17 protein-coding genes are annotated in these 21,453 nt (G+C 66.2%); 8 read left to right on the forward strand and 9 right to left on the reverse strand.

The genetic code is table 11. The annotated features are described in order from the left end of the window. Positions 1-11 precede the first annotated feature (11 nt). Positions 12-677 carry a sensor domain-containing protein gene (locus AC4ELS_RS12300; RefSeq protein ID WP_499047552.1) on the forward strand — a complete coding sequence of 222 codons (666 nt, stop codon included), beginning with the start codon at positions 12-14 and terminating at the stop codon, positions 675-677. Positions 678-728: 51 nt separating this feature from the next. Then, entirely contained in the window at positions 729-1,457 is a 729-nt protein-coding gene (locus tag AC4ELS_RS12305; protein WP_499047554.1) for a glycoside hydrolase family 25 domain-containing protein, read from the forward strand. A 195-nt stretch (positions 1,458-1,652) separates the two neighbouring features. On the opposite strand, the gene AC4ELS_RS12310 is transcribed toward AC4ELS_RS12305, so the two are convergent. The 4 genes from AC4ELS_RS12310 to AC4ELS_RS12325 all read right to left on the reverse strand — a co-directional run bounded on the left by AC4ELS_RS12310 (position 1,653) and on the right by AC4ELS_RS12325 (position 6,477). After that, positions 1,653-2,756 carry a fatty acid desaturase family protein gene (locus AC4ELS_RS12310; RefSeq protein WP_499047839.1) on the reverse strand — a complete coding sequence of 368 codons (1,104 nt, stop codon included), beginning with the start codon at positions 2,754-2,756 and terminating at the stop codon, positions 1,653-1,655. 129 nt (positions 2,757-2,885) lie between these two features. Continuing rightward, the gene (locus AC4ELS_RS12315) at positions 2,886-4,364 is read right to left on the reverse strand and encodes a glycoside hydrolase family 130 protein (protein WP_448443594.1); all 1,479 of its coding nucleotides are present in this window, start codon (positions 4,362-4,364) and stop codon (positions 2,886-2,888) included. After that, a complete protein-coding gene (locus AC4ELS_RS12320) occupies positions 4,361-5,338 on the reverse strand; it encodes a glycosyltransferase (RefSeq protein WP_448444167.1) in 978 nt (325 codons plus the stop codon). Before AC4ELS_RS12320 ends, AC4ELS_RS12315 begins: the two co-directional genes overlap by 4 nt. A 38-nt stretch (positions 5,339-5,376) precedes the next feature. Then, positions 5,377-6,477 (reverse strand): glycosyltransferase, encoded by a 1,101-nt coding sequence (locus tag AC4ELS_RS12325; RefSeq protein WP_463791008.1) that lies wholly within the window; start codon positions 6,475-6,477, stop codon positions 5,377-5,379. Positions 6,478-7,303: 826 nt separating this feature from the next. On the opposite strand from AC4ELS_RS12325, the gene AC4ELS_RS12330 reads away from it, so the two are divergent. Beyond that, complete coding sequence (locus AC4ELS_RS12330) at positions 7,304-7,984, forward strand: sensor domain-containing protein (RefSeq protein WP_448443596.1); 681 nt, start codon at positions 7,304-7,306, stop codon at positions 7,982-7,984. A 12-nt stretch (positions 7,985-7,996) separates the two neighbouring features. On the opposite strand, the gene stpK7 is transcribed toward AC4ELS_RS12330, so the two are convergent. Continuing rightward, complete coding sequence (stpK7, locus tag AC4ELS_RS12335) at positions 7,997-9,796, reverse strand: serine/threonine protein kinase StpK7 (RefSeq protein WP_499047556.1); 1,800 nt, start codon at positions 9,794-9,796, stop codon at positions 7,997-7,999. A 247-nt stretch (positions 9,797-10,043) separates the two neighbouring features. Between stpK7 and AC4ELS_RS12340 the strand changes: the two genes are divergently transcribed. Beyond that, positions 10,044-12,419 carry a flippase-like domain-containing protein gene (locus AC4ELS_RS12340; protein ID WP_448443600.1) on the forward strand — a complete coding sequence of 792 codons (2,376 nt, stop codon included), beginning with the start codon at positions 10,044-10,046 and terminating at the stop codon, positions 12,417-12,419. A 372-nt stretch (positions 12,420-12,791) separates the two neighbouring features. On the opposite strand, the gene AC4ELS_RS12345 is transcribed toward AC4ELS_RS12340, so the two are convergent. Then, positions 12,792-14,567, reverse strand: coding sequence for a molybdopterin-dependent oxidoreductase (locus AC4ELS_RS12345; RefSeq protein WP_463791011.1), 1,776 nt, complete (start codon positions 14,565-14,567; stop codon positions 12,792-12,794). A gap of 25 nt (positions 14,568-14,592) precedes the next feature. Then, positions 14,593-14,835, reverse strand: a complete 243-nt coding sequence (locus tag AC4ELS_RS12350; RefSeq protein WP_110777958.1) for a hypothetical protein — start codon at positions 14,833-14,835, stop codon at positions 14,593-14,595. A gap of 183 nt (positions 14,836-15,018) precedes the next feature. On the opposite strand from AC4ELS_RS12350, the gene AC4ELS_RS12355 reads away from it, so the two are divergent. Further along, positions 15,019-16,965: an SNF2-related protein gene (locus AC4ELS_RS12355; RefSeq protein WP_499047559.1), complete on the forward strand. Its 1,947-nt coding sequence runs from the start codon at positions 15,019-15,021 to the stop codon at positions 16,963-16,965. Here the strand turns inward: AC4ELS_RS12355 and AC4ELS_RS12360 are convergent. Then, positions 16,949-18,091: a DUF7159 family protein gene (locus AC4ELS_RS12360; RefSeq protein WP_499047561.1), complete on the reverse strand. Its 1,143-nt coding sequence runs from the start codon at positions 18,089-18,091 to the stop codon at positions 16,949-16,951. The genes AC4ELS_RS12355 and AC4ELS_RS12360 overlap by 17 nt on opposite strands. Positions 18,092-18,236: 145 nt before the next feature. Here AC4ELS_RS12360 and AC4ELS_RS12365 point away from each other — a divergent pair, with 145 nt between their 5' ends. The 3 genes from AC4ELS_RS12365 (at position 18,237) to AC4ELS_RS12375 (ending at position 20,253) form a co-directional block, all read left to right on the forward strand. Next, entirely contained in the window at positions 18,237-18,683 is a 447-nt protein-coding gene (locus AC4ELS_RS12365) for a hypothetical protein (RefSeq protein ID WP_064887922.1), read from the forward strand. Positions 18,684-18,849: 166 nt separating this feature from the next. After that, on the forward strand, positions 18,850-19,953 hold the full coding sequence (locus AC4ELS_RS12370; RefSeq protein ID WP_436971721.1) for an inorganic phosphate transporter: 1,104 nt from the start codon (positions 18,850-18,852) through the stop codon (positions 19,951-19,953). Positions 19,954-19,968: 15 nt separating this feature from the next. Next, positions 19,969-20,253 carry a hypothetical protein gene (locus AC4ELS_RS12375; RefSeq protein WP_064956997.1) on the forward strand — a complete coding sequence of 95 codons (285 nt, stop codon included), beginning with the start codon at positions 19,969-19,971 and terminating at the stop codon, positions 20,251-20,253. Positions 20,254-20,257: 4 nt separating this feature from the next. On the opposite strand, the gene AC4ELS_RS12380 is transcribed toward AC4ELS_RS12375, so the two are convergent. Next, the gene (locus AC4ELS_RS12380; RefSeq protein ID WP_499047565.1) at positions 20,258-21,178 is read right to left on the reverse strand and encodes a cutinase family protein; all 921 of its coding nucleotides are present in this window, start codon (positions 21,176-21,178) and stop codon (positions 20,258-20,260) included. Positions 21,179-21,453 lie beyond the last annotated feature (275 nt).

A 21,453-nucleotide genomic window follows, 5' to 3' on the forward strand; every position in this document is an offset into this window, starting at 1 on the left:
AGGGGGACCTGATGAGCGCTCATCGCAACGCGGCGGCCGGCCTGGCGCTATGCACTGCCCTGCTCACCGCCTGCACCCCCACAGCCCCTGATTCCGACGGCACTCACGTCGACGTGCTGGGCAGCATGATGGCCAGTGAATCCGAGATCAACACCGTGATGAACGCCAAGGTCCGGCCGAAGACCGCACTGCGTTCCCCGATGACGAATGCCAATTACGAGCCCGTCTCCCGCCCCGAGTGCATGGTTGTCATCGGCAACGCGATGGAGTGGATCTACGGCCCGAGCGGTTACCGCGAGTTCCGCGAAACCCAACTGGCCGACGACGCCGACGACGTGGAGGTCGACCAGGCCATCGCCAAGTTCGATACTCCCAAGGCCGCCAAGGACGTGGTGGCCCGCACCGTCGACATCTGGCGCCGCTGCGGCAACGACACCCTGACCTTCAGCTACGACGGCGGCAAAACGCAGGACGCCCGCTGGATGGCCGTCCCCAGCGTGCTCGACGGTGTCGACATCACGCACGACGAACCCGTGGACGTCACCGACCGCATCACCCACCGGGCGATCCTGGCGGTCGACAACCTCGTCGTCGACCTGCGGATCAGCGGCAACGACATCACCGACCAGCAGACCGTGCAGCTGGCCAAGATCATCGCCGGCCGCAACGCACTCTGACTCCGCCCGACCTACGCTGGTCACAGGAGTACGACCATGCCCAGTGGTGCTATGAATCAAAGGGTCCCGCGGGGGAAGCGGCGCAAGTCCGGCCGAGCCCCGCGGGTGGTACAGACCGCCGCCGTCATCAAGGACACCCTGTTCGCCGACGTCTCCGAGTGGCAACACCCGGTCGATGACAGTTACCCGTATCAGGTGCTGTCGATCCGGGTCAGCGACGGCACGTACCGCGACCACAATTTCGCGGCCAACTACGCCTGGATGCGCGGCGCGCTGGATTCCGGGCGGCTGGTGTTCGGCATCGTCTACACCTACTGCCGGCCCAACTGGTTGGCCAACGCCACCACCGTGCGCGCGATGATCGACGCCAACGGGGGCCTGCACCCGCGCATCGCGCTGATGCTCGACGTCGAACAGGGCGGTAACCCGCGCCGCGACGGCTCGGAGTGGATCAACCTGCTGTACGCGAACCTCGCCGATTACGCCGGCGACCGAGCCCGCATCATCGGCTACGGCAACGTCGGCGACCTGAACAACATGTGGCGCACCAAACCCAGCAGCATCAGGCTCATCATCGCGGCCTACGGCAGTAATCCCGACTATCCCGGCAAGGTCGCCCACCAGTACACCGACGGCAGCGGGTTCGGTTTCGGATTACCTCAAGGCGCACCGCCATTCGGCAACTGCGACATGAACTCCGCCGACGGCCTCAACCCGGTGCAGTTCGCCGCGGCCTGCGGTGTCGCCACCCCGGCGTCGCCAGGTGTCGACGAGGTGTGATCGGCACCGTCCGTGGAACCGAAACACATTGCACCACAATGTATTACAACGACTATTCCAAAAGCGTTGACACTGCTCCCATATCGGCGTCTACTGGGGGTACAGGGCGCGCCATCCGCTGATCGACAGCTTCTCCCTGTTCGACCGTCAACGGCACAGGGACTGCAGAAGTAAAGTTCCTTTTCGGGATCCCGGTCAGACGGGTGGCGCCGCTCCGAACAGTGATCGCCACCCCGCATTGGGCACGGCGAGTTTGAAGATCGTCCGCAGTGTCTGCAGATACTGCCGGGCCAGTGGCCCGCTGGTGTAGGGCAGGTTGTACTTCTCGCACACCTCGCGCACCCGCACGCTCACCTCTGCCAGACGGTTGCTGGGCAGATCAGGGAACAGGTGATGCTCGATCTGGTAGCACAGGTGTCCACTTGAAAAGGCCAGCACCGGACCGGCTTTGAAGTTCGCCGCGCCCAGCATCTGTCGCAGGTACCACTCGCCGCGGCTCTCCTCCTGCAGCGTCTCCGGGCCGAACCGCTCCGCGCCGTCGGGGAAATGCCCGCAGAAGATCACCACGTAGGCCCACAGGTTGCGCAGCACGTTCGCACCCAGATTCGCGACGAGGGTTCGCTTCCACCGCCGCCCGCTCAACACCGGCAGGACGATGAAGTCCTTGGTGAGCTGGCGGCCGATCTTGGCGCGCAGCAGCTGGCGCGCGGCGTTCTTACCGGCTTCGGTGTCCGCCCGGTCCCGGGCGGAGTAGAAGTCGTGCAGGGCTATCCCCCACTCGAAGATGAGGGCCAACAGCATGTTTCGCAACGGCTGCACCAGATGTTGAGGTTCCCATTTCTGGTCGCGGCTCATCCGCAGAATGCCGAAGCCGAGGTCGTCGTCCACACCCAGCACGTTGCTGAACACGTGATGGTGGTAATTGTGCGAATAGCGCCACTGTGCCGACGGGCCCACCATGTCCCACTCCCAGGTGGCGGAGTGAATCTCGGGATCATTCATCCAATCCCATTGGCCATGGCCGACGTTGTGCGCGAGTTCCATGTTCTCAACGGATTTCGCGTAGGCCAGCGCAGCTGTCCCGGCCAGCAGGCCGGCCCTCGATCGGGTGCCTGCGATCAGCAGGCGTGCCGCGACCTCGAGCGCCCGCTGAAACACGATGGTGCGCCGAATGTAGGCGGCATCCTTCGCCCCCAGCGACTCCTCGACGTCGCTGCGGATGGCGTCGAGCTCCGCACCGATCGCGTCGATGTCCGCGCGGCTCAATTTCGCGTATGCGGCGATATCTCTGATTGTCAGAATCCCGGTCCGTCTGTGTACGGCGGCATGGTCCGGGCCACCTGGGTGAAAGTACTTTCAGCCTAGGTGGTGACAGGGATCCCTGCCACCACACCAGGTCGAGCGCCCATGACGGGTGCCCACGCGGCGCTACGGGCGCAATGCGCCCAGCAGTTCGGGCAGCGGAACGGTGGCGATGCGGATTGCGGCGTCACCGACCCCGAAGGGCAGCACCAAGGTGTCGGCGTGCACGAGCGCGCCACACGAGTACACGACATTGGGCACGTAACCGTCGCGTTCGTCGTCCGCGGCACTCAGCAGCGGTTCGGTGAGCCGACCGAGAATCCGGGTCGGATCGTCCAGGTCGAGCAGGATGGCCCCGATGCGGTAGGTACGCATCGGGCCGACGCCGTGAGTGAGCACCAGCCATCCATCCTCGGTCTCGATCGGTGGACCGCAGTTTCCCAGTTGAAGCGCTTCCCAGGGCTGCGTCGGCTGCTGGCACGGCAGCGAGCTCGTCCATACCGCCGGGTGGTCCGAAAAGGCGATGGTGTTCGATTCCCGGTCGGATCGCGACATCGCCGCGAATCGCCCGCGGATCCGGCGCGGAAACAGGGCAAGTCCCTTGTTCGCGGCGGCCCGTCCGACCATCGGCACCGAGGTGAACGACCGGAAATCGGTGGTCGTCAGCAGCTGTTGGCTGATCTGCGAGCCGCTGTACGCCGTGTAGGTCGCGTAGAACCTCACCGCGCCGTCGTCGTCGACGAAACGCACGAAACGCGCATCCTCCATCCCGGCGGCCTCGGCGCTCGTAGCGGGCCACAGCACACGTTCGGAAAGTGCGGTATCGCCTGAGAACTCGACCCCGTACGCGCGGTCCGCGATCGCTCGGATCAACGCGATCGTCGCCGGCGCGTGCCGCCGTGTGCTGCGATGTCGCTGTAACTGCTCGAGCCGCTGATCGAGGTCGGCACGGGTGAACCGATCGCCGAGAGCATCGAGCACATAGTCGGACGTCTCGCCGCCGCCGTGCAACCGGACCAGCTCGCTGCGGAACACGTCCGCATGCAGGAGCGTCGGCACCATCGCACCGGTGGAGGCGAACGGCACCGGGTCGTCGACCACGACGCGGCCGGCATCATCGACGACGCCGGTCCGGAAGCCGATCGAGGAGCGGTGCCCCTCCCCGATCCCACGCACACTCAGCACGAATCTCACACTGCCCGTGGCGATGCCCGATTGATCTGGGTGCGCGACGATGCTGGGATTGCACAGCGCCGCACCCTCGATCGCGTATTCGTTGGTGAATACCGCCCCAAGCAACAAGATTCGCGACTCGGACAACTCCGAACCGGGAGCCAGCCGGTCGGCCAGCTCGCCGGCGTGACGTCGAAACGTATCGATGAGGCCGCGATGGCGATCACCGAATCTGAAACGGACATCGTCCAACGCCGCCAATACGTCGGCCTCATCCAGCTCCAGGATCCGCGCCAAAACCTTGCCTGCCCGGGAGTCCTGGCGTTCGAAACCCTCCTGGCCCGGCACGAACAGCTGTGTGATCACCCGCGAACGGTCAGCTCGCAACCATTGCGGACTGCGCGCGAGAGCAATCGGGCGGAGTGACGTCATGGGGTCGCATGAGAAAAGCGTTGCGCCTGCTGAAAAGTCGAGATCACCGCCAGCGTCGACTCGGCGCCCTGGTTGCGGTTCACCCCTTCGGCGTGCAACCCGTCGAATCCCCCACCCGTCTCGGGATCCCACATCCGCTCGCCGACATCATTGGCACCCTCAAACCAGGCGGCAGCAGCTCGCACGGTTTCCGGCCAGACAGCGCTCGGATCGACAGCAGCGGCGCGGGAGCATGCATCTGCCAGCGCAGACACCTCGATCGGTTGCTGGTCGAACCCCGGTCGCGGGTCATCGAGGCCCCAGCCGCCGGCAGGCGTGACCGACAGGTGATCGCCGGCCGTCTCACGCTCGACCAACCATGCCAGCAGGTCCAGGCCCCGGTTGTACAGCGCCGGGTCGTCGAGCGCCGCCCCCGCGGCAATCATGGCTTCGGCGAGAACCGCATTGGCGTAGGTGAGTCTCGGTTCGGGCCATGGCCACTCCGAGTTACCGGTGGGCGCAGGGATGCCGGCGACATAGTCGGTGATCAGTGCGAGAGCGACGCTGTTCCCGGGGTGGGCGGAGAGCAGCTCAGCAGCTCCGAGTACCGCGAACGACATTGCCCGTGGCCATATCGACCTCTGCTGTGCGGCACGCTTGAATTGGTTGACCGCCATGTGGCGGACCATGCCGACATCACTGTGCGCAGCGGCGGTTCCCAAGCCCCACAGGCAGCGCCCCCAAGAGTCCTCCAGCGCCGGTTCGTCGACCCACGCACCGGTACTGTCCAAACGGTTGTGGCAGGCGCCGGTGAGGGTCTGCGCCTCGTTGAGGAAGCGCATCGCCACACCCGCGAGACGGTTCAGCTCCCTGTCGGGGCCGGGCGCACGGGTGGCGACGATCAGTACCCGCGCCATATCGTCTGTGCAGTAACCATTCTCAGGTCGCGGCTCCGCCAGGCGGGCATGTTCGAAGGTGCCGCTGCCATCCGTCATCCGCAGCAGGTGGTCGAACCGGGGAATCGGCAGGTCGGTCACCGGCGTCCCGATCGGTCGGCCAGGATCTGCCGCGCAGCGGCTTGGTACGCATTGGCGACCACGGACCACGACATCATGGGCGCCAACCGGCGAGCCTCGGCGGCCATGGCGCCGGCGAGGCGCGGCTGGGTGAGCACGCTCCGCAAAGCGGATGTCAGCGCATCCGGATTTCCATGCTCGACCGCAATGCCGGCCCCAGTCCCGAGCAGCTCAACGGCATGTGGAAAGGCGGTAGCAACGACAGGCCGCCCATGCGCAACCGCGTCGACCAACACGCCGGAGGTGACCTGCTCGGTCGAGTCGTAGGGCAGCACCACCACCGCCGCGGCCCGGAGCTGAGCACTCAGCGACGGCGCGTCGAGGTACCCGGAGTCGAAGTGCACCGCGTCGGTCAGGCCGCTCAACCGGGCCTTCTCTATACAGAAGTCCCGGTATTCCTCACCATCGGCAGCGAGCACCTTTGGATGCGTCCGGCCGGCTACCACGTACCGTGGTCGGCCGTTGAGCTGATGCAGTTCGCCCATCGAGTCGATGACCCGCTCGATGCCCTTCCCGGGCCCGAGCAACCCCCAGGTCAACAGGGTGGGTCTACCGCCGCGCTTCGTGTGCGCGGGCGCCGGGACCATCGCGCCATGCGGGATCGTGGTGACTTTGCGCCGGTCAACGTGGTAGCCGAGACACAGTCGTCGGTGGGCCGACTCAGACATGACGACGACCCGATCCGCCAGCGCCGCAACCACCTCGAGTAGTGAACGCTGGTGTGGCGTCGGATTATTGAGGACGGTGTGCACCACGACGATCGACGGGATGTCAAGGTCACCGATGATGTCGACAACCTCGTCACCGTCCAAACCCCCGTAGATGCCGTACTCGTGCTGAATAACGGCAATGTCGTTCTGATTGAGCAGATCCGAACTGGCCGCCACCGATCGCGCGGATCCGTTGACCAGCTCGCCGACCACCCGACCGTCGCCGGACGTCGAACCATCAGAGACCCTGACGACACCCACTTCCGCACCGGTCGCGGACAAACCGCCTGCGAGCGCTGCGCTGAATGTCGCCAGACCGCAGGCAGTCGGCGCATACGTGCTGAGCATCCCAACCCTGAGACGGTCAGGTTGGGCACGCACCGCTGCAGGGCCGGCCGGCAAATGCAGAATGGATGGAGCACTCAAGATGAACTCGACATGATCTGGGCGCGAGCCACTTCCACGGCAGTCCGCGCCGGGGGTGAAACTTGCGAATTGTCAGCACCTTTCGGATTTGACGGCCCCATGTCTGCGTGGTTGCCGATTACCCTCGGCTCGGTGATGTGCGTAATGACTGCCCTCGCTTCGGCTCACGGCCGACATCTCGGGCTACTCCGAGCACGTCAAGACCGACGTGAATGAACTGAACCGAATTTCGCGATACCGCAAGAAAACTGATTGCTTTCCGCTAGCGCTTGGATCGATTGTGCCTTGTGGCGGGATCCGGGCCAGAACACCAGTCAACGCTGCACCATAGGCATTGTCAACTGCGACGACCTGCGTTGGCGCCGCACAACCGACCGTACGCGTATGGTTCGAGGGACCGGGACCGACACAGGCCCCCATATCAAAGGGGCCGACATGGCCGACAAATCGCCGAGGCAAAGCCTGACCAAGAAGTCCGGAAAATCCCTCAAAGAGAAACGTGCCGCAAAGCGCGCCAAAGCCGGTGATACGTCGTCCACGGATGACGTTCTGCATCCCCGGAAGCGCTAAGGCCTCCCCTCATCCAAAACGTGGCATCACCGGCCCACGCCGCGTTTCGGAACCGCACATCCCTGACCTCCGTGGTACTGCTGAGACCGGTGTGTCTACAGATGTCTCAGCAACGCTCGAGCGCTGCGCCTGACCCCTCCGACCGTTTACGATCAGCAAACACGATCGAGGGGGGCAGATGGACGTGAAGCGGGCTGCCGTACCGGCCATCGCGGTCATTACGCTGGCCGGTTCCGCGCTCACCGGGTGCAGCACCAAGCCACCCGTGTACGACACCGGCTCACAGGTCGACGTCCTGGGCAGCATGCTGGCCAGCGAATCGGAACTCAACACCATCCTGGCCACCTCGGACCTGCACCCCAAGACGGCACTACGCCAGCCCGCCCGGCTCGACGCCGACGAGCACGCGTCGCGCCCGGTGTGCCTGGCCGTGATTGGTAACGCCATGGACGAGGTGTACCGCGACAGCGGCTTCCGGCAGTTCCGCGAGTCCCTGTTCGCCGACGAGGGCGACGACCTCGAGGTCGACCAGGCCGTCACCGCCTTCGATACCCCCACGGCGGCAAGGACACTCGTCAGCCGCACGGTCGACACCTGGCGGCAGTGCGCCGGGGACAGCCTCAAGATCAGCTACGACGGCAACCGCCGGCCAAGCACTTACGTGCTCGGAAACCCGAGCGTCGTCGACGATATCGATGTCACCAACGAGCAGTCACCCTTCACCCCACAGCAGGGCAGCCGGCGCGCGATCCTGGCCGTGGACAACCTCGTGGTCGACATCCGGATCACGGGAACCAACCTCACCGACGGCCAGGTCGTGCAGCTGGCCAAGGCCATCGCCGGGCGCAACGCGGTCTGAGGACGGAACCGCTCAAGGGGCAGCCCCATTGATCACCGGCTGGGTGATCATGCCCTTCTCCACGCCCCACATGGTGGCGATCGTGCGGTACTCGCCGGTGTCCATCACGTGCTCCAGCGCCAGCCGCAACGATTCGGCCAGACCGGAACCCTTGGCCACCGGCCAACCGTAGGGCGCCGCGTCGAACACCTCGCCGGCCGGCTCCAACGCACCGCCGCTCAACTTGATCGCGAACCCCGTGACGGGGGAATCGGCGGTCATGGCGTCCGCCTCACCGGCGATCAGCGCGGCCGTCACTTCGTCCTGATGGGTGCGGACCACTTTCTCGATCGGCGGCAAACCCGCTGCCACACAAGCGTCCGATTTGGCCGGGATCTCCTGCGTGTCCTGAATCGTGCTGTACGCCACCCCAACTCGCAGCCCGCACGGCGAACCCGGGTCCGCCGATGAGCCGGGCCGTCGCGCCCACAGCGTGCCCGCCTCGAAGTAGGTGACGAAGTCGGCCTGTTTCTCGCGCTCGGCGGTATCGGTCATGGACGACATGCCGACGTTGAAATTGCCGTCGGCCACCGACGGCAGGATCCCCTCGAAACCGGTCTCGCGGAAGTCGGGCACCAGCCCCATCGTGCGGGTCACCGCCTTCATCAGATCGATGTCGAACCCGACGATCTCGCCGCTCGAATTCTTGAATTCGTTGGGCGCGTAGGGCACGTTCACCCCGACCACCAATCGACCGGAGTCACGGATGCCGGACGGCACGGTCTTCGCGATCTCGTCGACCGCACCCGTCGGCGCCTGCACCGGACCGGATCCGGCTGACCCGACCGTATTGGCGACACGATCCGAACCGTCATCGCGAAGCTGCCACACCCCCACCGCGCACAGCGCGGCCACCAGAACCGTCGCTCCGGCGATCAGGGCCGCCTTCTTCGACACCCGCACCCGGGTCGGAACCCGTTGTGCCGAATGGCGACCCGACCGTCCGGTGGTGCGCACCGGCACCTGCAGGGCGGCCCGTGCCGCCGCCGCCAGCGCCCCGGCACTCTGATAGCGCTTGGACGGCTTCTTGGCCATACCTTTGGCGATCACCTCGTCGAAGGCCGCCAGCCGCGGATCCTTCTCCGACGCCCGTGGCGCCGGGGACACCATGTGCCCGGCGATCTGCTGTTCAAGGCTGTCGGAGGGATAGGGCCGTTCCCCGGTGAGGCATTCATAGAGCACGCACGCCAATGCGTAGACGTCCGAACGCAGATCGACCTTGCCGCCGTCGAACCGCTCCGGCGCCATGTAGGCCAACGTGCCCAGCGTGCTGCCCGCAGTGGTCATGCCCGAATCACCCGCGGTGCGGGCCAGCCCGAAATCGATCAGGTACACGAAGTCGTTGTCGGCGATCAGGATGTTCGACGGTTTGACGTCCCGATGGATCAGCCCGGCCGCATGCGCCCCGTCGAGCGCCTCGGCCACCTGCTCCACCATGCCGACCACGAACGCCGGGTCCAGTGGCTTGCCGGTCTTGGTGAGCATGGCGCCGAGGTTGCGGCCCTCGATCAGCCGCATGTCCAGATAGAGCCGCCCGTCGATCTCGCCGTAGCCGTGGATGGGCACCACATGCGGATTGCTCACGCCCGCCGCGGCGTGCGACTCGCGGCGGAACCGTTCCTGGAACGTCGAATCCTGCGCCAGGTGCGGCGGCAGGACCTTGAGCGCAACGATGCGGTCGGTGTCGGAATCGTAGGCCCGGTAAACCTCGCCCATTCCGCCCCGACCGATCAGCTTCTGCAGCTGATAGTGCCCGAATGGGGTCGAATCCACCCGTTCAACTCCTCCGGACCGGCCAATTCGGCGTCGGCATGTCGATCGAAGTTACATCACGTTTGCCGCATGCGTCGCTCTAGATCACATCGAGCGAGCAAAAATTGTCGCCTGCGGTGACAGATGAGAACGATGTGAATTCGTAACGGTCCAGATGGCGATCAAATGCCGATATCCGCATCCGATCCCGCTACCTTGGTCGCGGGCTTTGATAGCGCGTCTCGATACCGGGCCAGGAAGGGGGAACATGCGCGTTGACGGACGGGACATCACCGTCACCGGCAGCCTCCTGCAACCGCCGACCCGTCGCACCAACGACATCCTGCGTCTGACACTGGCCGCGATCTTCCTGGCCACCGTGATCACCAGCTCACTGATCACCCGCTACGAATGGGTGGCGCTGGAAAAGTCGATCTCCAAGATCGTCGGCGTGCTGACCCCCACCCAGTCCAATCTGGTCTACCTCGCGTATGGCATCGCGATCCTGGCGCTGCCATTCGTGATCCTGGTCAGCCTGATCCTGGGCCGGCAGTGGAAACTGCTCGGCGCATACGCGGCCGCGGCGCTGATCACCATGTTGTCGCTGTCGATCACCGCCAACGGCATCGCCGCACCCCGATGGCATTTCGACCTGTCCGACCGGCTCAGCTCCCAGTTGTCGCAGTTCCTCGACGACCCGCGCTGGATCGGCATGCTGGCCGCGGTCCTGACCGTCTCCGGGCCGTGGTTGTCCCGTCGGCTGCGGCGCTGGTGGTGGACGCTGCTGCTGGCGTTCGTGCCCATCCACCTCGTGGTCAGCGCCGTCGTGCCGGCCCGCTCTCTACTGGGTCTGGCCGCCGGCTGGTTCGTCGGCGCCCTGGTGGTGTGGATCGTGGGCACCCCGGCGCTGGAGGTCCCGCTCGACGGCGCGGTGCGCGCCCTGGCCCGGCGCGGCTTCGTCGTCTCCTCGTTCACCGTGGTGCGCCCGGCCGGCGCCGGACCACTGATGCTCGACGCGGCCTCCCAGGATCCTGACTCCAGTGCTGTCATCGAGCTCTACGGCCCCAATCAACAGAGCGGCGGCGCCGTGCGCCAGGTGTGGCGCAAGCTGCGTCTGCGTTCCAACGAGACCGCACCCCTGCAGACCTCGATGCGCCGCGCCGTCGAGCACCGGGCGCTGATGGCCATCGCGATCGGCGACCTAGGCCTGGCCAGTACCTCGACCATGTCGGTGGCCGCGCTCGACCGCGGCTGGACCCTGTACGCGCACAACCGCAAACGCGGCATCCCGCTGGACAAGTGCATCGACGAGACCACGGTCGGGCGGGTGTGGAACGCGCTGCGTACCCTGCACGACCACCAGATCTCCCACGGCGACCTCCGCAGCAAGGAGATCACCGTCGACGACAGCGCCGTGCTTTTCGGCGGCTTCGGCAGCGCCGAGTACGGCGCCACCGACGCCCAATTGCAGTCCGACATCGCCCAACTACTCGTCACCACCACGGCGCTGTACGACCCGCAGTCTGCCGTTGCCGCGGCGATCGACGCGTTCGGTCGCGACGCCGTGCTGACCGCGTCGCGGCGACTGACGAAGACCGCCGTGCCGTCGCGGGTCCGCGACGCCGTTCCCGACGCCAAGGCCATCATGACCGCCGCGCGCGACGAGGTGAAACGCCAGACCGGTGCCGACCAGATCCAGACCGAGACCATCACGCGGTTCACCCGAACCCAGGTGATCCAGCTGGTGCTGTTGGGTGCCCTGGTGTACGTGGCCTACCCGTTCATCAGCACCGTGCCGACCTTCTTTTCCGAACTGCGCACCGTCAACTGGGCGTGGGCCCTGCTCGGGCTGACCGTCTCAGCGCTGACCTATGTCGGCGCGGCGGCCGCGCTGTGGGCGTGCGCCGACGGGCTGGTGAGCTTCCGCAATCTGTCGATCATGCAGGTGGCCAACACCTTTGCCGCCACCACCACGCCCGCGGGCGTCGGCGGCCTCGCCTTGAGCACCCGGTTCCTACAGAAGGGCGGGCTGAGCACGGCACGCGCCACCGCCGCGGTCGCCCTGCAGCAGTCGGTGCAGGTGATCGTGCACGTGATCCTGCTGATCCTGTTCAGCACCGCGGCCGGAGCCTCTGCCGACCTGTCGCACTTCGTCCCGAGTTCCACGATCCTGTACCTGATCGCGGGGTTGGCCCTCGGTCTCATCGGCGCATTCCTGGCCGTACCCAAACTGCGGCGCTGGCTGTCGTCCTCGGTGCGACCCAAGCTCGAAGAGGTCACCGAGGACCTGGTGAAACTGGCCCGCGAACCGCAACGGCTCGCACTCATCGTGTTGGGCGCGGCAGGTACGACTCTCGGTGCGGCCCTGGCACTCTGGGCCAGCGTCGAGGCGTTCGGCGGAACCACCTCGTTCGTCACCGTGACAGTCGTGACGATGGTCGGCGGCACCCTGGCCTCGGCGGCCCCCACCCCCGGCGGTGTCGGCGCCGTCGAGGCGGCCCTGATCGGTGGCCTGGCGGCGTTCGGCGTGCCGGCCGCGATCGCGGTGCCCGCAGTGCTGCTCTACCGGGTGCTGACCTGCTGGCTGCCGGTGTTCATCGGCTGGCCCGTGATGCGGTGGCTGACAAAGAACGAGATGATCTGACGCGCCCCTCGGCGTGTCGCGGCGGGCGTGTCGCGGCGGGCCGGCACGTACCGACCTGCCCGCCTATCAGCGACAACTCAGCGACAATCGCCACATGCATATCGTGAGCATCGTTGGTCACGGGCGCGATGTGAACTTGCGTCATTCGAATACGCATCAGCCTCGTACGCAACGGAATTCGGGCTGCCCAGCTATCAGCGACAGTGTCGCTGACAGGCGGGCACTGGACAGACGGGACTCGTGGGACTCATGGCGCTGGAGAGGCGAAAACGCTCAGCGACAATGGGTTTGACGAGACAGGAGCTACTCGTGTTGCGATTGTCGCTGAAAAGTCGCTGACAGGCGGGCACATCGACCATTGGCCCGAACCGCCTAAATCGGCATCCGATGGCCGAAGTATTCGTGGTCCTCGTTGTAGCCGCCACGGCCCCATCCGACCGACCGGAAATCCGCCACGAACTCGATGGCCTCGATCCACTTGACCTGTTTGAAGCCGAGTTCCAACTCATTGCGTAGGCGCAGCGGCGCACCGTGCGCCTCGCTGAGGGGTTCGCCGTTCATCTCGTAGGCCAGCAACGCCATGGGCTCACGCATGTGCTCGATGCGGTGGCAGTCGTAGTAGCGCCCATGGCCGGGTTCGGCGCCGTCGGCCAACGAGTAGAACACCACCCACTTCGCCTCCGGTAGCGGCCGCACCAGCGCCAGGATGTCGGCCATCCGGACGCCGCCCCACTTGGCCACCCCCGACCAGCCCTGAATGCAGTAGTGCTGGGTGATCTGTTCATGTTTGGGCAGTGCCAACAACTCTGCGTAGGACAGCTCGACCGCACTGGCCACCAGCCCCGCCACCTGCAGCGTGTACTGCGACCAGCAGCCGTCCCGCAACCGCCGGTACCGCTCGCTGTCGGGCAGTCGGCCATTGGCCCAGAAGTACGGGGTGATGTCCTTGTCCCGGTACGACGCCCGGGGGTGGGTCCGCTCCATCCAGGCCTTGGCCCAGCCGACGGTGAACCGCCCGACGTTCTGCACCAGTCGCGGATAGCGCAACGTCAATGGTGTTGCCGTCAACCACAACCCGAGCACGATCGCGACGGCCACCCCGACAACAGCCAGCGCCCGAAAAGACCGGGTGTCACTGCCGAGGGTGATGTGGTTGAGGTTGGCCAACGCGCCCGTGCTGAGCACCATGGTGACGTGGGCGACGATGAAACCGACCATCCACAGCCACACCACGAAATGCACAGTTCGGGCCACCTGGCGGTTGAGTGGTCCGCGGCCGGTGCCGAACCGTGCGGCAACGGCCGGCGCCTGCAGCAGGCCGGTGATGAACGCGAGCGGCGCCGCAACGAACACGGTGATGAAGTACGCCAACACCTGCAGACCGTTGTAGACGGTAAAGCCTTGGTTGGCCGGGAAATTCAGCGACGCGTACTGCACCGCGGCCGACACCGCGTTGGGAAAGACATCCCACGATTGCGGCACGATCCGGTGCCACTGCCCGGTGCTGAACAGCAGCACGTAGAACACCGCTCCGTTCACCAACCACAACAGGTCGAAGCTGAAATGCCACCACCGGGCCAGCCCGATCGAGTGACGAATACCCGGTATTCCCAACCACTTCGGCAGGGTCACCGCGTCGTCCTTGGAGGTCCACAGGCGTGGTGCGTCGGCCTTGTCCAGCCGGTCTTCGGGAACCGCGCCACGCAACCTGAGCCACTCCGTGCCCGGCCGGCAACCCGAGTTCACATAGAGCCGCGGATGGTCGGCCAGGATCTGCAATCCTGAGCGCAGGATGAACATCATGAACACGATGTTGAAGAAATGCTGCCAACGCAGCCACGCCGGGAACCCGGTGGTGACCGCGGGCGCGTAGCTGGTCGAGGTACCCGGATAGCGGGCCAGGAAGTTCTGCATCCAGCCGTACTGCCGCAATTGTTGGGCCACCACCACGACGACGATCAACGCGACGGCACCGACAAGCACCAGCCACAATCCGTTGACCCAGCGTCGGCCCAGCCGAACCATCGGGAACCGGGCAGGTGCCCGGGGAATGCCGCCGGCGAACTGCCGTTCATCGACGGATTCTCGCAGCGCCCCGACGGGCCGATCGTTGTCTAGGAGTGCCTCCAACCGATTGTCGACGGCCATGCCCCGACCTCCTCATCACCGCGCATCACAGGATCCACGGGAAGTCCCCATACATCGGGAAATTGTTGACGAACGGCGGAGCATCGTTGATCTGCGCGTTTCCTGGTGAGATGCACTCACTACCCACGTTGGTGGTGGTGCACGACTGCGGCGCCGGCCCAATGTGCTGGCTGCCGGTCGGTACCGGTGCAGCTCCGGCGAGGGGCGCAAAGATGAGCGACGCCGCGACGCCGGCCATGGCCAGCGCGGCGGCAGGGACTATTCGCATGATCTGCCACCTTCCATATGTTTTTGTATGGCTCTTCCCTCACGGTAGGCCTGCTGGCTGGGCATTTCCTGTGGCGAAGGTGGGCGGATGCGAGAACTTCGGGCAGAGCCCGCCAGCGAAGTCCGGCCGGTCGGACAAATCCGTGCACCCGGCCGCGGCCCGACAGTGCAATGATGATTTCTCATGGACAGCGCCGACCCCGCCGAGCTGATCCGCCATGCCGATGCGGCGCTCGCCGATATTGGCAAACTTCGCGCCGACATCGTCGACCGTGTCCAGGCGGGCACCGACGAGGTGGTGACCCGAACGCTGCAGGCTGCACCGCTGGAGCACCTGCGCCCATATCTCGCCCGCGGCGCCCGCCTCGGCGGGCTCACCAATTCGGAGTATCGGACGGTCGCCGACATCCACACGGTGCCGGCCCGGGTGCTGACCCAGGTACCCGGCGTCGACATCGAGGCCGCCCAATCCGTCCAGGCCGCGGCGCAGGCCATGGCCGACCACATCCGCACCACCACTCGACCCCGGCTGCGCAAAGAAGACACCGAGCTACTGACGTCGCTACTCACGCTCGCTCACGCCGATGCACCGGTCAAACAGTTGCGCCGGCTGATGCCTCGCCTGCGCAGCCACACCGCCTCCGATCAGTTGCGCGAATCAGTCGCAGAGCTGCTCGACCAGATCGAGGAGGCCCACCACTCCCAGGGTGACCCGTGGACGTCCTACCGTGCCGACCCCCACCTGATCGACCAGTTTCTCAGCGAGTTCGCCTCCGGGACAACAGATGTTGATGCCGCCCAGGGTTTCGTCGGGGCAGAGGTGGCCGCGCAGGTCGAACAGACCGCGCTGAACCGTTCCCTACTGCAGACCGAGTTGCGCGGATACCAGGAGTTCGGCGCCCGCTATGCGGTGGCGCGCGAGCGGGTTCTGCTGTGCGACGACCTTGGCCTCGGCAAAACCCTGCAGGCGCTCGCCGTCGCCGCGCACCTGGCCGCCACCCAGCACCTGCGTCACACCCTGGTGATCTGCCAGCCCAACACCGGAATCCATTGGGCCGCAGAAATAGCCAAGCACACCGTGTTGCGGTCGGTCGAGATCCGCGGCAGCGAACGCGATGCACGCCTGGAGAATTGGAAGACTTCCGGCGGCGTGGCCATCGTCTCCTACGACACCCTGCAGCGCATCAAACTGCCCGAGCGGCCCGGCCTGGTCATCGTCGACGAGGCACACCTGCTGCGTGACCCGAAATCGGACCGGGCCCGCGCCGTCCGCAACGTGTTGACCTCCGACAACCGCGTGCTGTTCCTGTCCGGCGTGCCGATGCACCAGCGGATCGGCGGTTTTCGCCACCTCGCCGATTTCCTGCAGCCCGACGTGGCGGGCAAGGTGGCGCCCAACGCGGGCGATCGCGGGTCGATCGCATTCCGCCGCGCAGTGGACCGGGTGTACCTACGACGCGACTACCGGGACGTGGTCGACGAGCTGCCGGCGCGGATCGCCACCGAGGAATGGGTGCGGCTCAATCGGGCTGACCGAGAGCGCTACCGCCAGGCCGTCACCAGTGGCAACTTCAGCGCAATCCGGCAGGGCGCCTGGCCATCCGGTTCACCGACGCCGGGCGCCAAGCTGGACCGACTGGTCGAACTCACCAACGAGGCCCACATCAACGGAGCCAGGGTGGTGGTGTTCTCCCACTTTCCCGCAGTGCTCGAGGTGATTCGGAAAACGTTGCCGGGCAACATCTTCGGCGCCATCGACGCGTCAGTCCCCGATCAGCAGGCCGTCGTCGACGCATTCGCCACCGACCGCGGCTCGGCAACCCTGCTGGCCCACATCGGTGCCGGCAAGCTGGACCTGCGCCGGCTGAACGCCCCGGCGGTATTCATCATCGCCGAACCTCAGTGGCAGCCGCGCACCGAACGACAGGTGATCGGACGTACCCAGCGGCTCAGCGAACTGCACACCGTGCGCGTCTACCGTCTGTTGGCCAGGGGCACGGTCGACGAGCCGATCCGCCGCCTGGCGCAGCATCCCGACCAGCCTCCCCCGCATCAGGACGAGGTGGTGCGCGCCGAGCAGGCGCGACTGGCCAGAGCCGGGCTCACCGCCAAGTTCAGTGGAAACGGTTGATGATCGGGATGCGCTCGATGATCCGGTCCCGCAGCCGCGGCTGCGGATAAGTCACCGGCGGCGGTACATACGGCGGAGGGCTGTACACCGGAGCCGGTGCGGGCGGCACATAGACCGGAGCGGGTGCGGGTGCCGGCGCGGCCGGGACCTGGGCGGGCGGCTGGTGTGCCGGCGGATTGGCAGCCTCGACCGCTTGGGCCGGCGGCGGGGCGGCCGGAGCCGGCGGCGGGGCGGCGGGAGCCGGCGGCGCCGGTTTGCTCGCAGCCTTGTCCACCGGCTTCTGCACCGGTTTCGGTGCCGGCCCGGCCTCGGGGGCCGACTCGTGGATGCTGGAAGCCTGCGCCGTCTCCGACACTGCTCCGGGATGCAGATGCAGCCCGATCGCGGCCGAGGTCGCGACGACGAGCGTCACCAAGGCACCGCCGACCACCGACGACAGCGCGCCGACCTTGGTCCAGTGCACCGCTTTGACCGGCGCGGTAACGGTATTCACCGCGAGCGCCGCGGCCAGTCCCGCACCGCGGGCGAACGCGAGATCGGATTCGTTGGCGGTGATCACCGCGGCCGGAATGGACTCGGCCAGATCGGCGACGATCGGACCATGCGCGTCGGAGCCCAGGATGAACAGCGCGCTGATCGGCCGTCCGGTGAGGGCCAGGAGGCCGGCGATGTCGGCAACGAACGTGTCCGAACGATCGATGCGGTCGGCGCTGACGTCGTCGGGCGTCACGATCGCCACCACCGCGGCGTCGGGTTCGACGATGCAGACGGCGATGTCGTCGTGCTCGGTGATCTCGGCGATGCCGCTGGCCAGCATGCCGGCCGCCTCGATCTCCGACACCGCGAAAACATTTCCGTAGCCGCGGGTGTCGAGGGACTGCATGATGTGGCCCGCCAGTGGCGCAGCGTCATTCGTCCAGGTGACGCCGATCGCGTGAATGCGGTGTCCGCCGTCGAGTTCGGTGTCGTCCACCAGTCCGCGCAGCAGGCCGTCGGGGTCGTAACTGCCGGCGTCGTCGAGAGAGATCGCGCCACGGTCGAACGGGCGCCCCTCGCCCGTCGTGCCTTCGACGAGCACCCATCGAACGGCTCTCGAAGTCATCGCGAGGCCGAGCACGAGATCCATACCGATCCCCCGATCTGCCTAGTCAGTCGTCACCCAGGTTACCGGTGTGACGGCGCTTACACGTGGGTGCGGCGATCTCCGCGCAAACTCCCCTGTGCGGCATCGTGCCGCGCGGGAACGGTTGCACCCCATAAGCTCGCTGCATATGAGGTACATCGCTGCCCTCCTGGCCGCCACGTCTGTGCTCGCCGGTTGCACTGTCGCAGGCAAGCCCACCGCAGCCCCAGTGACCGATGAATGGCGGCAGGCCGTCATCGACGCGGTCGTTGGTCTCGGCACTCAACTGGGCCCGATCGGCGATGCGATGACGGCGCCCGTCACCAACTACGGCGCACTGCACACCGCGTGCACCGATTTGCGTAAATACGTCGACTCCGTCCAACCCAAGGTCCTGCCCGGACCCGACGTCGCGGTGAACAACGCCCTGGGGGAAGGCTTCGACGGCTTCCGCAGCATGGCCGACCAGTGCGAGGCATTGACACCGGCAAACAGTTCCACCCGGCTGACGAAGTTGGGCGCCACCATGGACGAGGCCCACTTGCACATCAATGAGGGGCTCAAACTCCTCGGCATCGACATCCCGAAGCGCTGACCGGGTCGCTACCACGCCACCGCAATCTCCGGGGTTCTACCTGGAGCGCCCAAACGTGACCGAAAACTCAGCCAGTTAATTAGGTTTTCGTTGCGATTGTGTTCAAGAATTGTTTACCGTGTCGTTACAGTTTCTGCTGCTGTGCATCGTCGTCTTCACCGCATTGATGTTCGACTTCACCAACGGCTTTCACGACACCGGCAACGCGATGGCGACATCGATCGCCAGCGGCGCACTCAAACCCCGTACCGCCGTAGCACTCTCGGCATTGCTGAACCTCGTCGGCGCCTTCCTGTCCACTGCCGTGGCGGCAACGATCGCCAAGGGCCTGGTCGATGCCGATCTGGTGACCCTGGAGCTGGTGTTCGCCGGACTCGTCGGGGCGATCCTGTGGAACCTGTTCACCTGGCTACTCGGTATCCCGTCCAGCTCGTCTCACGCCCTCATCGGCGGCATCGTCGGGGCGATGATCGCCGCGGTCGGTGGCCATGGCGTGATCTGGCACGGCGTCGTCTCCACCGTCATGGTGCCCGCGGTGCTCTCGCCGCTGATCGCCGGCGTGGTCGCCTGCATCGCCAGCTGGCTGGTCTACCGCTTGATCCGCGGCTTGCCCAAGGACCGCACGATCGCCGCGTTCCGCTACGGACAGATCGGCTCGGCATCGCTGATCTCGCTGGCGCACGGCACCAATGACGCCCAAAAGACGATGGGCATCATCTTCCTGGCCCTGATCTCCTACGGCGCCGTCGACGAATCCGCGACCATGCCGCCGTTCTGGGTGATCGTGGCCTGCGCCGTCGCCATCGCCCTCGGCACACTGTCGGGCGGCTGGCGCGTCATCCGCACCCTCGGCAAGGGCCTGGTCGACACCGAAGCTCCTCAGGGCATGGCCGCGGAAGTCTCCTCGGCGGCGACCATCCTGCTGTCCAGCCACTTCGGCTACTCGCTGTCCACCACACACGTCGCCACCGGGTCGATCCTGGGCAGCGGGTTGGGCCGGCGCACCGAGGTGCGCTGGGGCGTCGCCCGCAACATGGCCACCGCCTGGCTGATCACCCTTCCGGCGGCCGGTCTGGTGGGTGCGCTGACCTACTTCCTGGTGCACGGGATCGGCGGCTTTGCCGGGGCACTGGTCGGGTTCTTGGCCCTGGTCGCCGCGACAGTGCCCATCTGGCTCAAGTCACGCAAACCGCCGATCGACCACAAGAACGTCAACGACGCGTGGCAGGGCAGCCTCACCGCGGTCGACGGCACGGCCGCAGGCAAGTAGGGACGGGACAATCAGATGAACAACTGGATCAACCTCGTGGCCGTCAGCAAGATCCTGCTCTTCGGCCTGGCCGTCGGCGCATCCGTGCCCACGCTGTTCGCGATCGGCGTCCGGCTACACATCGCGGGCGTGGCCGAAGGGCCCGCGACTTCGGCTCGGCGCCGTCTGCTGGTGGGCCTCAGCTGGGTGATGTTCGCGTTGGTGCTGGTCGTGGTGGTTGTCGGAGTGCTCTACATCGCGAACAACTTCATCGGCCACCACACCGGCGTCTACCTATTCGGCAACAACGCGCACCACTAGTCGGCTACACCGGCGCAATCGGGGGCGGTGCCGCCGGCCCCGGTGCGACCGGCCCGGGTGCGGCAGGCGTCGGCGCTGTGGGACTCTGCGCCGGTGCCGGGCCTGGAAGGTTCTGCGGGGCTGGGCCCATGTGCTGTGCGGGCGGCGGAGCCTGCGCGGGCTGGGCCGGTTGCACCCGCGACGGCTGCGACGGTCCGGTACCCACCAGCGTGGCCGGCGGCACCGGCTGAGCTGCCTCCTGCGCCCAGTCGTCCTGAAGCTTGCTCGCCGCGAATGCTGCCCCCTGGTTCACCAGGCCGGCTTCCGCGTACTGGGTGTGGATACCGAAGCTCCTGCCCTGCGGATCGCACACCAGATCGTTGTCGACACACAGGTCGATGGCCTTCGCGGTGTAACGCGGGCCCACGACCACCGAGGGGTTGTTCAGCACCTTCATGAAACGCGGCGATGGTTTGCCGAACAAGGCCACGGCCGAGACATGATCCGCCACATCGGGCGGCATCGGCGCAGGCACGTCGGCCACTGAAACCCCGTCGGGCACAACACTGGCCGTCACGAAGCCGATGACCGCCGCGCCCTGAGAGAACCCGCCGAGCACCATCTTGGTGTCGGGGCAGGTGGCGGCGGTGGTCATGATGCGCGCTCGTGCGTCGGCGATCCCCTGGACGGCAGTCGGGAAGTCAGTCGTGGCGGGGTAATCGACGGGATAGACATCCACCGATTTCGCGCCGACGTTGGCACGCAACGAGTTAACGAATGCGTCGCCGGTATCGCCTACTCCGGGCGCTTCCATCGTGCCGCGGGCGAATATCACCTCGGCATCCGGACACGGTGCCGCAGCGGCGGACGGCATCGCCATGTTGCCCATCACGGAAGCCGCCCCCGCCATGACGGCAACCAAACCGGCACTTCCGAACTTTCCCACCGATTTACTGTGGCATAGCAGCGCTGTTGGCGCGCTCCGAGAATGTGAAGCATAGAGTTCCCTCAAGAACCAAAGAGAACTCTCAATAAGTGGGCCAAGACGTTTGGCATCCACTCAGCCTCATCCTGTTCGGCATATCCGACCGAATTGCCTTTCCCGCAACAACTCTCGACTGTCGCCCGATGCGGCAACCCAGCGGTCCGCCGGCACACCCGCCGACCCGGGCGGTCATCGTCTGCCGGTCACCAGAGCCGGGCATCAGAAGGTCCACATCG

It is taken from the genome of Mycobacterium shunyiense (assembly GCF_058270035.1).